The sequence below is a fragment of the Sphingobium estronivorans genome, assembly GCF_008692605.1.
GTDB lineage: Bacteria > Pseudomonadota > Alphaproteobacteria > Sphingomonadales > Sphingomonadaceae > Sphingobium > Sphingobium estronivorans.
Genome location: NZ_LFCT01000034.1, coordinates 1 through 13328 on the forward strand (window position 1 = coordinate 1; position 13328 = coordinate 13328).

A 13328-nucleotide genomic window follows, 5' to 3' on the forward strand; every position below is an offset into this window, starting at 1 on the left:
ATGATCTGGATGTCCGCAACTGGTCGTTAATGACTATGCGCCCTCAAACCCGCCTGAACGGAAACGGCGCGACTGTTCGTTCATAGCCATGCAAGTCCAACGCCCGCGTCACCGGCGGCAGGGCGCGGTCAGGGCATCCCCTTCGCTCGCATAAATGACAGGTCGGCCCGACCTCCGTCGCCGCCCCCTTCTCCACATCGATCCCGTCGGCATGGACGATCCGGCCGGCATGCTTCGCCTCGCAGCCGAGAGCGAGCACCGATCGGCCCCGCGCCCCGCCGTCCTTCGGCAGACCGATGGCAAGGCTCACGAACCGTCGCCCGTCCATCGTCTCGATCAGCTGCGCGCCGACAGCGTCCGACTCCTGCGGCCCATGCGCGTCCCAGCGCGGGCAGGTGCCGCCCAGCCGCGCAAAGGGCCACGCCTCGCCATCGAAGCGCTTGGAAACAATCCCTGCCCGGTCGATCTTCGCCATGAAGAAGGGTACGCCCCGCGCGCCCGTCCGCCCCAGGCTGGTCAGCCGATGTGCCAGCTGCTCCAGGGACACGCCGAAGCGTGCGCGGAGCAGCATCAGGTCATGACGGCTCTGCTCGGCCGCCTTGGCGAAGCGGTCATAGGGCATGATCAGCGCCGCCGCCGCATAGTTGGTGAGCGCAATGCTCGCCAATCGCCGGCTGTCCTCATCCGGCGGGCCCGCCCGCGAAACCTGCGCCGCGATCCCGTCCGCCATCTCCTGCGCGCACAACTGATAGGCAAGCGCGAACAACCGCCCCGAGGACGCCAGCCGCTCACTCAACAACAACCGCCGCCGATGCATGTCATAATGGCGCAGCGTGCCCGCCAGCACATCTTCCCGCACGATCTGCACGCCCATGCCGTGACGCTCCTTGAGCCGGGCACGGATGCCCGCCTGCAAGGTTGAAGGGTCGTCGCCCAGTTCGGGCGATAACGCCTCCGCCTCCGCATCCAGTTCGGCAAAGTGATTACCCGCACGCGACACCGTCTCCCGCAACCAGTCGAGCGGCGCGTGCAGGGGGGCCGTTGAACCCGCCCCTGCCGTCACCTGTTCCGGCAAGCGCCGCAGATCGCTCAGCGCCCGATAGAAGCGCCCGATCGCCTCGCTGACCCCAGGATAGTTTTCCGCGACCTCCAGCACCTCATCCCTCGCGATGCCGATGTCCCGCACGAGCGCATCGGACAGGATCTCGCCCAAGGCCGTAGCCGCACCTTCCTGCGTGCTGGCGACGAAATCGCGAATGTCGATGTCATAGATGTTGGCAAGTCGCAGCAGCATCTGCGCGGTCAAAGGTCGCTGGTTGCGCTCCAGATGGTTCAGATAGCTGGGCGAAACACCCAGTTCCTCCGCCATGCGCGTCTGGTTCAGGCCCAATTCCCGCCGCAAGACGCGCAGTTTTGGGCCCAGATAGAGTTTCCGATCGTCCGCCATACTGTCATTATGTCAAATCATGACAGTATGAACAAGTCACTGCATGACACCGCCTCACTAATCGCCCTACCCTCCTGCCGCCAGCCATGGTTTGACAAGGCATCCGGTCAAGACGGCCGCACAGACAAGGAAGGGAATGACGAATGGACACGATAGAAGCGCCCCAGCCCGCTCGCTCCCGCGCGGTTTTCAGCCAGGAGGATTTCGGCCTGATCCGCACCGCCATCGCGCATTATCTGCGCGAGGTGCAGGACAAGCCGGAATCGGTCAAATATGCCAATCTCTACCACCGCCTGGGCCGGGTGAGCTGACGATCTTCAAAAGGTTCAGGAGAGGAAGGGCGCGGCGGGGAAACCGACCGCGCCCTCTTGGCATCAGAAAAACCGCGTCAGCCCGTAAAAGGCCGCTCCAATGGCGGCGGCGGCGGGCAGGGTCACGACCCAGGCCACGATGATGCTCGACGCCACGTTCCAGCGCACCGCGGACAGACGCCGTGACGCGCCGACGCCAACGATAGCGCCGGTGATGGTGTGGGTCGTCGACACCGGCACGCCCAGATGGTTCGCCATGAACAGCGTCAGCGCGCCGCCCGTTTCCGCGCAGAAACCCTGGGCCGGGGTTAGCCGGGTGATCTTTGACCCCATGGTGTGGACGATCTTCCATCCGCCCAGCATCGTGCCGATACCCATGGCCGCCTGACAGCTCAGCACCACCCAGAAGGGCACATGGAAACCGCCGGTCAGCATCCCCTGCGAATAGAGCAGCACGGCGATGATCCCCATCGTCTTCTGCGCATCATTGCCGCCATGGCCGAGCGAATAGAGCGAGGCGGAAACGAATTGCAGCTTGCGGAACACGCGGTCGGCGCCCTGCGGCGTGAACGTGCGGAAGACCCAACTGATGATGAGCACCAGCATCAGGGCCAGGAACAGCCCGATGGCCGGCGACATCACAATGGCGGCGCTGGTCGTGAACACACCGCTCCACACGATGGCGCCAAATCCCGCCTTGGCCGTCCCTGCGCCCAGCAGGCCGCCGATCAGCGCGTGGCTGCTGGAAGACGGTATGCCCAGTCCCCAGGTAATGAGGTTCCAGGCAATCGCCCCCATCAGTGCGCCGAAGATCACCTGCGCGTCGATGATGTCGGCATCGACAATCCCCTTGCCCACCGTTTCGGCCACATGCAGCCCGAAGAACAGAAAGGCGATGAAGTTGAAGAACGCCGCCCAGGCGACCGCATATTGGGGTTTCAACACCCGCGTCGACACGATGGTGGCGATCGAGTTCGCCGCATCGTGCAGGCCGTTCAGAAAGTCGAACAGCAGCGCGATGCCGACCAGGCCGACCAGCAGCGGAAAAGCGATATGGGCTTCCATGAAATCTGCTCGCGAACCGGATCAGGCGTGGTCGATGACCAGGCCGGAAACCTCATTGGCAACGTCCTCAAACCGGTCCGTCACCTTTTCCAGATGGCCGTAAATCTCCTTGCCGACGACGAAATCCATCGGATTGCCCTGCCGCGCCTGATTGTAGAGCGCCTTCAGGCCTGCCTCGTGCAGGATGTCGGCATGCCCCTCCAGCTTCACCAACCGTTCGGTCAGGTCATGCAGCCGCGCCGAATTGAGGTTGAGCGAACGCAGCAGCGGCATCGCCTCCGCCGTGATCCGCGCAGCCTCTACGATCAGCGCGCTCATGTCCTGCATCTGCGAAGGGAATTCCTTCACCTCGAACAGGGCAATCGCCTTCGCCGTCTGGTTCATCTGGTCGATGGCGTCGTCCATCACCCCGATCAGGCCGGTGATCGCACTCCGGTCAAAGGGCGTCACGAAGATGCGGCGAACGTCCTGAAGCACTTCACGGATGATGTCGTCCGCCTCATGCTCGCGGTCCGAAATCTCCTTGATATGGACGTCCATATCCGGCCCGCCCTTGAGCAGCCGGGCGAGCGCATCGGCACCGGTGACCAGGGTCGCCGCATGATCCTCAAACTGCTCGAAAAAGCGCCCCTGCTTGGGCATCAGCGCATGAAACCAGCGCAGCATTCCAGTCCTTTCGGTTTGCCATTCCTTGATCCGCAGCAACGTCCGCACGAACAGGCCCGGGTCCTTGGGCGGTTCGCGGAAGGCCGCGATAATGGATTGTAGATCGGGTTCGTCGACGGCCCTCGCCGCCTCGGCCACCGGGAACCAGCGCAGTTCGCGCTGCCCCTGTTCGGGCCATTGCGGCAATTGGCCGGTCACGGCGAGCGGGAACACCTCGACCGTCGCCTCGCGCACGTCGCCCTTGCGCCGTTTCTTGTCATAACGGTAGCGGCCGAGCGGCGCCGGGCAGGCAATGCCATGAATGCCCGCTTCCTCATAGGCTTCCAGTTCGGCGGCGCGATGGCCCGCCATGCCCTTGATGCGATTGCCCTTGGGAATCACCCAACGCCGCGTGTCGCGCGACGTGATCAGCAGGATGCGCATCGACCCGTCGGGATCGGTCGCATAGGGAAGGGCAGCGATCTGACGCATCAGCCGCCCTTATACGCCTTATGGCATACATGATCGAATATGGACCATCCCGGAATCATCGGCGCCTTGTAACGAAATTGTCACATTGCGCAATCGGCTGCGATCAGATCGACAACCGCATGGTGACGCGGATGTCGCGTCCCGCCAAGGGCGCGTAATCCTTGAGGAAACTCGCCGCGCGCCGCGCCTCCACGTCGAAGATGTTATTGGCGGACAGGCTGATCGTGGTGCGGTCATTCCCCTTGAAGGGCTTCACCGACAGCGAGGCATTGACCAGCGTGAAGCCGTCGGTCGGCGTTTCGGTGTCGGAAATCCGGTTCTGCGCAAAGCTATGCTCGACCTCACCGCGCAGGCTCATCCGGCTCCCCTGCAATTCCATCCCGCCCAACAGGCGCAGGGGCGGAATGCGCGGCGCGGGTCCCGTGCCGACGATGGTGGCGCGGACATAGTCGGCCACGCCGTCCAGATTGACCGAATAGCCGCCGATCTGACCGAGCTTCAGCGTAGCTTCGGCCTCAAAGCCAAGATAACGGGCATTGGCCTGGAGATTTTGATAGCAGGGAAAATCGAGCGGCGTGCCGCCATTGACCATCATGCAAACCGAGTCATCGGTCAGCGAATCGTAGATATAGCCGTCGAACCAATTGTGATAGGCGGACAAGGAGACGGTATAGCCGGCCCCCTGCCTGCGCAGCGTCCCTTCAATGCCCCAGCTTTTTTCCAGCCCGAAACCGGGATTGCCCAGTTCAAAAGCCTGCGTCCCGGCATGATTGCCGCGCGCGAACAGTTCTTCGGCCGAGGGTGCGCGCTCGGTGCGTGACAGGTTCAGCCCAGCGCGCCAGCCCGGCAGGATTTCCTGGCTGATCCCCAGCGATCCCGACAAGGCATCGAAGCTCCGGCGATAGGCGGGGTTGAGCAACGTCTCATCCGCGTCGGCGCGAACATTCGTATGTTCGTAGCGGCCGCCGATCTCCACGCGGGTCGACCCCAAATCGATCGATTGCAGCGTGAAAAAGCCCAGTTGCTCGGTGCGATTGCGGGGCAGGAATTTTTCTTCGCCGACGACATGAAAATCACGAGCGAAATATTGCGCGCCAATCGCCCCGTCCCAGCCGCCGCGCTTGGCCTGCACCAGTTCCAGCCGCGATTCCATGGACTGGTTGTAGAAGGTCGTGCCGACAGCGCCGCTCTCCTCGATTTCCTGATGCTGATAATCGGCAAAGCCCGCGCGCAGGCGAATGGACTCCAGGAAACCGCCATTGACCGGCAATTCGGCGCGCAGATCGGCGCGGTCCTGCTTCATGTGCAGCCGTACCTTTTCCGCCTCGCTATCGGGGTCGAACGAATAGCGCACCGGCACCCCATAGAAATTGTCGGTATGCGCGACCGAAAAGCCCAGATTGCCGCCATCGGTGACAAGCGCCGCGCCGCCTGCCACTTCCCAGGTGCGCGCCGCGCTGTTCGGCAGCTTTCCGCGCAGATTGGCGAGGTCCGCAATGGCGGGATCGCTGCTGGAGGCGGCCTGCGCGCGCAAGGCGGGGGTCAGGATATAATTGCCGGTGTCGAGGTTTCCGCTCTTCGAATAGCTGCCGTCGAAATGCACCACGAACTTGTCGCCGATCGGCGCCTCGATCTCGCCCGATGCCGTGCGTTCATTGGCGGCGCTGCCGTAGGTGGCGATGCCGTCGATATGAATGGGCTCGTCGGGCACGCGGCGCGGAATCCGGCTGTCGATGACGTTGACCACGCCGCCAATGGCCGAAGAACCGTAGAGCAACGCCGCCGGGCCGCGCAGCACCTCGATTCGGTCGGCGGTCAGCGGGTTGATCGCCACGGCATGATCGACCGAAGTATTGGACACGTCGAAGCTGCCGATGCCGTCGGTCAGGATGCGCACCCGCTCCCCCTGGAAGCCGCGCAGCACCGGGCGCGAGGCATTGGGACCGAAGGAGGTGGCGGAAACACCCGGCTGATGCGCCAGCGTGTCGCCGATGGTCGGGCGCAGGTCACGGGTCAGTTCCTCGCCCGACACGACCGAGGTGCCGGACAAGATATCGCCCTGCCGCCGGGGAATGATGGCGGTCACGACGATGTCCGATTTCGGTTGATCGTGATAGGCCTGCGGTACCGTGTCGACGGCAACGTCTTGCGCAAAGGCAGCACCGGCGAAGGAAAGTGCGGACATGGCGCAACCGGCACGCAGCAACGTGGAAAGGGACATGCGGCTCGTCATCCTTGAATCAGGGAGGTGATGCGGTCGCCCTAACGTTTATGATATAGTATATCAATACCTGAATACGACGAATGGAAGCGCAGGCCGCAAAATCCCGCCAGCCCGTCGCAAACCGTCCTAAAGGAAAAGGAATTCCGCCAGCGCCGCAGCAGCAGCAGGGCTTTGCGGGTTGACAGCCTGCCGCACTTCAATGGTGGGCAATGGGCGTTCCAGGGCCACGCGCCGGATGCCCGCCATCCGCCCCAGATCGCGCGCCAGAGGACCGAAGGCCGCGAAACATCCCGCGCCCTCGCGCAGGATGGTCATGATGTCGAAGAGATTGTCGGTTTCCAGCACCGGATCGCCCAACTGAATGCCGCCACCCGCCAGCGCCTCGTCGATGATCCGACGCAGGGCATTGCGCGGCTCCAGGCTCAGCGTCGGCATGATCGCCAGTTCCTGCGGCGCGACACTCTCCCGGCGGGCCAGCGGATGGTCGACGCCGGTATAAAGATTGATCTGTTCCGACCAGCCATAGCGGGAAGGCAGGCCGTCAACCTCCCCCAGCGCATAGAAATAGGCGATGTCGGCTTTGCCCCGACGCAGCGCAAGGCCAGCCTCATCGGCCAGATGCACCGTCAGGTCGAGCGTGATGGCGACATCCTCATTCGCCGCCTCGAAAGCCGCGAGCGCCTCCTGAAAATGACCGAAAACCGGCGCCGGCGCCGCCACGATGATGGATTCGCGCGAGGGAAGGGCAAGTTCGGGAGCGGGAGGAGGATCGGGCAGGACAGCCTCAGCCTCCTCCGCCTGCCAATGTTCGGACTGATGCTGCGACAACAGGGTCATGGCCTGCGCGGTCTTTCGCCCGGCGGCGGTCAGCCGGGCCCGCCCGGCCAGATCGTCGAACAACCGATAGCCCAGGCGCAATTCCAGCGAGGCCAGATCGCGCGCCACCGCATCGGCGGTCATGTCCAGATCGCGAGCGCAGCGCGACAGGCTGCCCGATGCCACCATCTGCGCGAATATATCCAACTGGCGCAGGGAAGGCGTGGCCATGGGTTCCTGATAGTGCAAATATCATGCAGGGTTAAGGCGGATAATGGGTGAATTTCGCTTTGCCATATTGACGAACGCCGTTCAAAGATGGCAGGGCGCTCCTCCTGACGGGCGGGTATAGCTCAATGGTAGAGCACTAGCCTTCCAAGCTTGTGATGCGGGTTCGATCCCCGCTACCCGCTCCACGTTTTCCGTCGTTTCTGCGGATCGCCCGTCAGTCCCCCACAATTGGAATGATCGTTGTACGCGGGAAAGCGGCGCCTGATCCCGGACCATCGAATTGCGCGGGATCATCTGGTCGATCTTCAGGCGCAATGCCTTGCCGATCGGGAACCCAGGCCTGCGGACGAAGGGCCATATTCCCGTTGATTTCCGCCAACGGTCGCCGCTATCCCCTCTTTTTTCCATGACCCGGTCGGCAGCTTATGGGCGATATCATCAATTTCTGGCAGGCCCGCAAAACCCGGGCCAGGGCGGATAAGGCGCGTCAGGCGGAGATTAATCGCGCGAAATTCGGTCGAACGAAGGCAGAGCGACAAGCCGAAGTTCTGGAAGAAGAGCGCAAGGCGCGATTGCTCGATGGCGCACATCTGGAAAGTCCAGACAAGGAAACGGAATGATTTCTTTGCTGGCTTTCCTCCATTACCAAGATCAAAGGTCCATGGCGATGATGAACATCTGTTCACATTTCGCCATATTTTTCTTTTCACCGAACGATTGCCTCCATTGATCGGGAATAAGGTCGGCCAGTTGCGCTGAATCGACGCGTATGTTGGTTGGTCTTGCGCTATGACTGGAAATCTTCGCATCATCCGCCCCGCCGGGACCGCGATCGCCGCTGTTCTGGCTCTCACCTCCACCTCGCTTCTGGCCCAGACGGTAACGCCGCCGCCGGTCATGCCTGAAGCTGCCGCGCCGCAGCCCACAGCACCGGTATTCGCACCGGCACAGCCAATGGTTCAGCCAACACCTTCGGTGGACGAGCGCCTGAACGCCGCCATTGCCGCGTCCGAGGCCGAAGCGACCGTCAAGCCCGCGCCCTCGGTCAAGGCTGCGCCCGTAAAGCATGTGGCAGAGAAGAAGGCCGTCATCGACCGGCCTGCATCCCCCAAGGCGGTTGCTCCGGCCGAACCGGCAATGACCACCCAGCCTGCCCGCACCGAGCCCGCGCCCGCGCCCGCTCCGGTGCCCATTGAAGCCCAGCCGCCGGTCGACACGCAAGCCACGCCCGCCCCCGCGCAAACCAGCGCCGCGCGCAGCCCGGCCATCGATCCGGCCCTGCTCTGGGCATTGGGCGGCGGCATACTGATTCTGGGCGGCTTCGCAGGAACCGCGATGATGCGCCGTCGCAAGAGTGAGGAAGAAATCGCCGCGATCAGTCCCGCCGTCCCGGTCGAGCCGGAACCGCTCAAGCCCGCTTCCATGCCGCTGATGGCTCCGCCGATCGCGCCCCGGCCCGTGGCAGGCGACATTGACAGCCGGCTGGAGGCCATGGTGGCCGCCCCACCCAGCCCGGAAAACCCGTTCAAAACCTATGGCAAGCGGATGACGCGGGCAAAGTTCCTGCTGGCCCAGCAGGAAAAGGCGCAGACCGCATCCGCCATGCCGGAACCGGCGGCCCCTGCCGTAAACCGCGCAAGTCCGGAATATACGCAGACGGTCTATCGCTTCGGGTCGGATCGGCCGGGACGCAAGAGCCTGTTCAATCCGCGCACCGGCTGAAAATAAGGATGGATTTACAGTATCGGGGGACGCCGCTTCACCGCTGGCGTCCCCTTTCTTGCGTGGACTCGGTTGCACTTGCGCGCGCGGCCTGATACCGGCCCGCCGGTAATTTCCTGGTCTTCCCGGCCAGTTTTTGAGGAAAGTCGCTTAAGCCATGTCCGACAAGATCAACCGCATCGTTCTTGCCTTCTCAGGTGGGCTGGATACCAGCGTGATCCTGAAATGGCTGCAACAGACTTATCAGTGCGAGGTCGTGACCTTCACCGCCGATCTCGGCCAGGGCGAGGAACTGGAACCCGCCCGCGCCAAGGCCCGGTTGATGGGCGTCAAGGAAGAACATATCTTCATCGACGACCTGCGCGAGGAGTTCGTGAAGGATTATGTCTTCCCGATGATGCGCGCCAATGCGCTGTATGAAGGCCTCTACCTGCTCGGCACCTCGATCGCGCGTCCGCTGATCGCCAAGCGCCAGATCGAAATCGCCAAGATGGTCGGCGCCGATGCCGTCAGCCACGGCGCGACCGGCAAGGGCAACGACCAGGTTCGCTTCGAGCTGGGCTATTACGCCCTGTCGCCCGACATCAAGGTGATCGCGCCGTGGCGCGAATGGGATCTGACCAGCCGCACCAAGCTGATCGAATTCGCCGAAAAGCACCAAATCCCGATCCCCCGCGACAAGCGTGGCGAAAGCCCCTTCTCGACCGACGCGAACATGCTGCACACCTCGTCCGAGGGTAAGGTGCTGGAAGATCCGTGGGAAGAGACCCCGGACTATGTCTATTCGCGCACGGTCAACCCGGAAGACGCGCCCGACGCGCCCGAATATATCACCATCGATTTCGAGCGCGGCGATGGCGTGGCGATCAACGGCGTCGGCATGAGCCCCGCGACCCTGCTCGAAACGCTCAATGAATATGGCCGCAAGCATGGCATCGGCCGCCTCGATCTGGTCGAGAATCGCTTCGTCGGCATGAAGTCGCGCGGCATGTACGAAACGCCGGGCGGCACCATCTATCATCTCGCCCATCGCGGCATCGAGCAGATCACGCTCGACCGTGGCGCCGCCCATCTGAAGGATGAACTGGCGCCCAAATATGCCGAACTCATCTATAACGGCTTCTGGTTCGCGCCCGAGCGCGAGATGCTTCAGGCCGCCATCGACTATAGCCAGGAGAAGGTCACCGGCACCGTTCGCCTGAAGCTCTACAAAGGCGGCGTCTATGTCGTCGGCCGCAAGTCGCCCAACAGCCTCTACAGCGAAAAGGTTGTCACCTTCGAGGACGATGCGGGTGCCTATGACCAGCGTGACGCGGCGGGCTTCATCAAGCTCAATGCGTTGCGTTTGCGCCTTCTGGGCCGCCGCGACCGCTGAACGCCAACCCCGTCACCCGATACAAATTGCGACATTTTATCGGGTGACGTGACAAATTTGCGGGACAAAATTCCCCGATAAGCGTCTTCAAGGACGGCAGGGCGCCGTTCGTGACAGACGCTTTGAAGGAAGATCCATGATCCGCAAATTCTTGACCTCGGTAGCGGTCGGTTCGCTGTTCGTCGGCGGACTTGCCGCCTCCCACCTCGCTCTCGCCCAGGATGGCGGCCCCCGGCAGGGCGGCGGTCGCGGCGGCATGCTGATGATGGCCGATGCCAATAAGGACGGCACCCTCACCAAGGCGGAACTGACCGCCGCACTGGAAGCGCGCTTCACCAGACTCGACGCCAATCGCGACGGCAAGATCGACCAGACGGATCGCGACATGCTGCGCCAGCAACGGCTCGACGAGCGTTTCGCGGCGATGGATAGCGACAAGAACGGCCAGATCAGCAAGGCGGAATTCATGGCCGCCCATCCGGGCCGCGACGGCATGCGGGATCATATGGGTCCGGGCGGTCGCGGTTGGGGTCATGGCGGGCCGGGGCGCGGCATGATGCGCGGCGGTCTCGATGGCGGGATGCAGAAGGACGGCGCGATGACCAAGGCCGAATTCATGGCCCGTCCGCTCGCCATGTTCGACAAAGCCGACACCAACCATGACGGCAAGGTGACGGCGGACGAGATGAAGGCCGCGCGCGCCGCCTTCCGCGACGGTTGGAAGGACCGCAAGGGTCCGACGCCCCCGCCGCCCGCCAACTGAACCGAACCGCCGCCGGCGCGGGGCGATCCCTCCCCTCCCCTGCGCCTCGCACCGGCCGCGAGAGGAAGGGCGAAGGTTCGGACCTCGTCCTTCGCCCTTCCAACCTGCGCGATGCCATGACAAGAAGCCCGTTATGAGCGAACGACCCCATTTGCTGCTCGTCGATGACGAGCGTTCGATCCGCGAGCCGCTGGCGCAATATCTGGTCCGCAACGGCTTCCGCGTGACCGCCGTGGAAAATGCGGCGGAGGCGCGGGTGCGGCTCAACGCCAATGCCATCGATCTGGTGGTACTGGACATCATGATGCCCGGCGAGGATGGGCTGTCGCTGTGCCGCCATATCCGGGAAACCAGCGAAATCCCGGTCATCCTGCTCACCGCGAAGTCGGAAGAGACGGACCGCATCGTCGGGCTGGAAATGGGCGCGGACGATTATGTGCTGAAGCCCTTCTCCCCGCGCGAACTGGTAGCGCGGATCAAGGTGATCTTCCGCCGCGTCGCCACGGGGGGCCAGCGCGTCACCGCGCCGGACGGCGCGACCTACGCCTTTGCCGACTGGCTGCTCAAGACGCAGGAACGCACGCTGGTCGACAGCGAGGGCGTGTCGCTGCCGCTGTCCACCGCCGAATATAATCTGATGCTGGCCTTTGCGACCCGGCCCAATCAGGTGCTGAGCCGCGACCAGTTGCTCGACATCACGCAGGGGCGGGAAGCCAACGCCTTCGACCGCGCCATCGACAATCAGATCAGCCGGCTGCGCAAGAAGATCGAACCGGATCCGAAAAGCCCGACGCTCATCAAGACCGTCTGGGGCGGCGGCTACACCTTGTCCGCCGACGTGCGCAAGCTGTGATGCCCTTTCGCCCTTGGCCCCGCAGTCTGGTGGGCCAGATCATCCTGCTCGTCGCCCTGGCCCTGTTCGTGGCGCAGGCGATCAATTTCGCCCTGCTGCTGCGTGAGCGGAACCGCTTCGAATTGGCGGCGCAGACCGCGCCTGGCGTCTATCGCATCGTCGACGCGCTCGACAACCGGAGCGCGCGCCCCAATGCCGATAATGGCAGGCCTGCCCGTGCCCAGTTTGTCGCCGCCAAACCGGCTATGACCGGGCAGGCGCGACCGGATGTCGAGCGCCGGGCCATGGCGATGTTCGCCGATCTGGGGCTGTCCATCCGGTCGGTGCAGGTGACGCAGGACAGTCAGCACCTGCCGCCGCGCCGTCGGGACGCGCTGCGGATGCGGGCGATGGGAGCCGTGCCGGACGGCCGGCACCCGACGCGGCTCATCATGGCGGCGGAATATGAGCCGGGGAAATGGATCGTCACACAGTCACGCAGCAGCGACCGGGCGCCCCGCGTCGGCGGCTGGCTGATCGGCCAGACGCTGATCCTCTATGTCATCGTGCTCGTGCCGCTGCTGTGGGTCGGGCGGCGACTGGCGCAGCCGCTGCGGCAATTGACCCGGTCGGCCGAACAATTTGCCCGCACCGGCTCCGCCGACCCGGTCGAGGAGCGCGGGCCGGGCGACGTGCGTCAGCTAACCACCGCCTTCAACGCGATGCGCAGCCGCATCTTCGCGATGCTGAATGAAAAGGACCGGATGCTGGGCGCCATCGGCCATGACCTGCGCACGCCTTTGGCTTCGTTACGGGTCCGGACCGAATCGGTGGAGGATGAGAGCGAGCGCGCCCGCATGTCCGAGACGATCGACGAGATGAACCGGATGCTGGAGGACATATTGTCTCTGGCCCGCGCCGGTCGCAGCAGCGAGGCCCAGCAGAAGGTCGACCTCGCCGCGCTCGCCGATGCGGTGGTCGAGGATTTTCTGGAACTGGGATCGCCGGTGGACCTGCGCGACAGCGGACGGGCGGTCGCCAATGTCCGGCCGCAGCAGATTCGCCGGGCGCTGCGCAACCTGATCGAGAACGCCGTCGTCTATGGCGAGCGGGCGCATGTCTCGGTGGAGCGAGGCGATGGGGCGATCCGCCTGATCGTCGCGGATGACGGCCCCGGCATCGCGGAATATCGGATGGAGGAGATGATGGAACCCTTCACCCGTCTGGAGGGATCGCGCAACCGGGAGACAGGTGGCGCTGGTCTGGGGTTGGCGCTGGTCCGGGCGATCATGGCCGAACATGGCGGCGTCCTGAGGCTGGCCAATCGCCCGCAAGGCGGGTTGGAGGCCAGTCTGGTCCTGCCCGCTTGAGAGGCAGTTCATCCTGATACCATCGCGCTCGGTCT

12 protein-coding genes and 1 tRNA gene are annotated in these 13328 nt (G+C 63.8%); 8 read left to right on the top strand and 5 right to left on the bottom strand.

Annotated features, from left to right (window positions below; translation table 11 throughout):
- Positions 1–43: 43 nt before the first annotated feature.
- Positions 44–1447, bottom strand: a complete 1404-nt coding sequence (locus tag F7P65_RS19945) for a helix-turn-helix domain-containing protein (RefSeq protein WP_150294958.1) — start codon at positions 1445–1447, stop codon at positions 44–46.
- Between the two features lie 143 nt (positions 1448–1590).
- On the opposite strand from F7P65_RS19945, the gene F7P65_RS22120 reads away from it, so the two are divergent.
- Positions 1591–1758, top strand: a complete 168-nt coding sequence (locus F7P65_RS22120) for a hypothetical protein (RefSeq protein WP_162854723.1) — start codon at positions 1591–1593, stop codon at positions 1756–1758.
- A 63-nt stretch (positions 1759–1821) separates the two neighbouring features.
- Here F7P65_RS22120 and F7P65_RS19950 read toward each other — a convergent pair whose 3' ends face one another.
- The 4 genes from F7P65_RS19950 to F7P65_RS19965 all read right to left on the bottom strand — a co-directional run bounded on the left by F7P65_RS19950 (position 1822) and on the right by F7P65_RS19965 (position 7231).
- Complete coding sequence (locus F7P65_RS19950; protein ID WP_150294961.1) at positions 1822–2823, bottom strand: inorganic phosphate transporter; 1002 nt, start codon at positions 2821–2823, stop codon at positions 1822–1824.
- 21 nt (positions 2824–2844) lie between these two features.
- Entirely contained in the window at positions 2845–3960 is a 1116-nt protein-coding gene (locus F7P65_RS19955) for a DUF47 family protein (RefSeq protein WP_150294963.1), read from the bottom strand.
- Between the two features lie 103 nt (positions 3961–4063).
- Positions 4064–6181, bottom strand: coding sequence for a TonB-dependent receptor domain-containing protein (locus F7P65_RS19960; RefSeq protein ID WP_150294965.1), 2118 nt, complete (start codon positions 6179–6181; stop codon positions 4064–4066).
- Positions 6182–6310: 129 nt separating this feature from the next.
- Positions 6311–7231: a LysR family transcriptional regulator gene (locus F7P65_RS19965; RefSeq protein WP_150294967.1), complete on the bottom strand. Its 921-nt coding sequence runs from the start codon at positions 7229–7231 to the stop codon at positions 6311–6313.
- Positions 7232–7342: 111 nt separating this feature from the next.
- On the opposite strand from F7P65_RS19965, the gene F7P65_RS19970 reads away from it, so the two are divergent.
- The 7 genes from F7P65_RS19970 (at position 7343) to F7P65_RS20000 (ending at position 13293) form a co-directional block, all read left to right on the top strand.
- A tRNA-Gly gene (locus tag F7P65_RS19970) sits at positions 7343–7416 on the top strand.
- A gap of 240 nt (positions 7417–7656) precedes the next feature.
- The gene (locus F7P65_RS19975; RefSeq protein ID WP_150294970.1) at positions 7657–7851 is read left to right on the top strand and encodes a DUF4169 family protein; all 195 of its coding nucleotides are present in this window, start codon (positions 7657–7659) and stop codon (positions 7849–7851) included.
- Positions 7852–8020: 169 nt separating this feature from the next.
- Positions 8021–8953, top strand: a complete 933-nt coding sequence (locus F7P65_RS19980; protein ID WP_150294972.1) for a hypothetical protein — start codon at positions 8021–8023, stop codon at positions 8951–8953.
- A gap of 157 nt (positions 8954–9110) precedes the next feature.
- Entirely contained in the window at positions 9111–10328 is a 1218-nt protein-coding gene (locus F7P65_RS19985) for an argininosuccinate synthase (RefSeq protein WP_150294974.1), read from the top strand.
- Positions 10329–10464: 136 nt separating this feature from the next.
- Positions 10465–11091 (top strand): EF-hand domain-containing protein, encoded by a 627-nt coding sequence (locus tag F7P65_RS19990; protein ID WP_150294976.1) that lies wholly within the window; start codon positions 10465–10467, stop codon positions 11089–11091.
- A 133-nt stretch (positions 11092–11224) separates the two neighbouring features.
- Positions 11225–11944: a response regulator gene (locus F7P65_RS19995; protein WP_150294978.1), complete on the top strand. Its 720-nt coding sequence runs from the start codon at positions 11225–11227 to the stop codon at positions 11942–11944.
- Positions 11944–13293: an ATP-binding protein gene (locus F7P65_RS20000; protein WP_150294980.1), complete on the top strand. Its 1350-nt coding sequence runs from the start codon at positions 11944–11946 to the stop codon at positions 13291–13293. The genes F7P65_RS19995 and F7P65_RS20000 overlap by 1 nt, the downstream gene beginning before the upstream one ends.
- Positions 13294–13328: the final 35 nt, after the last annotated feature.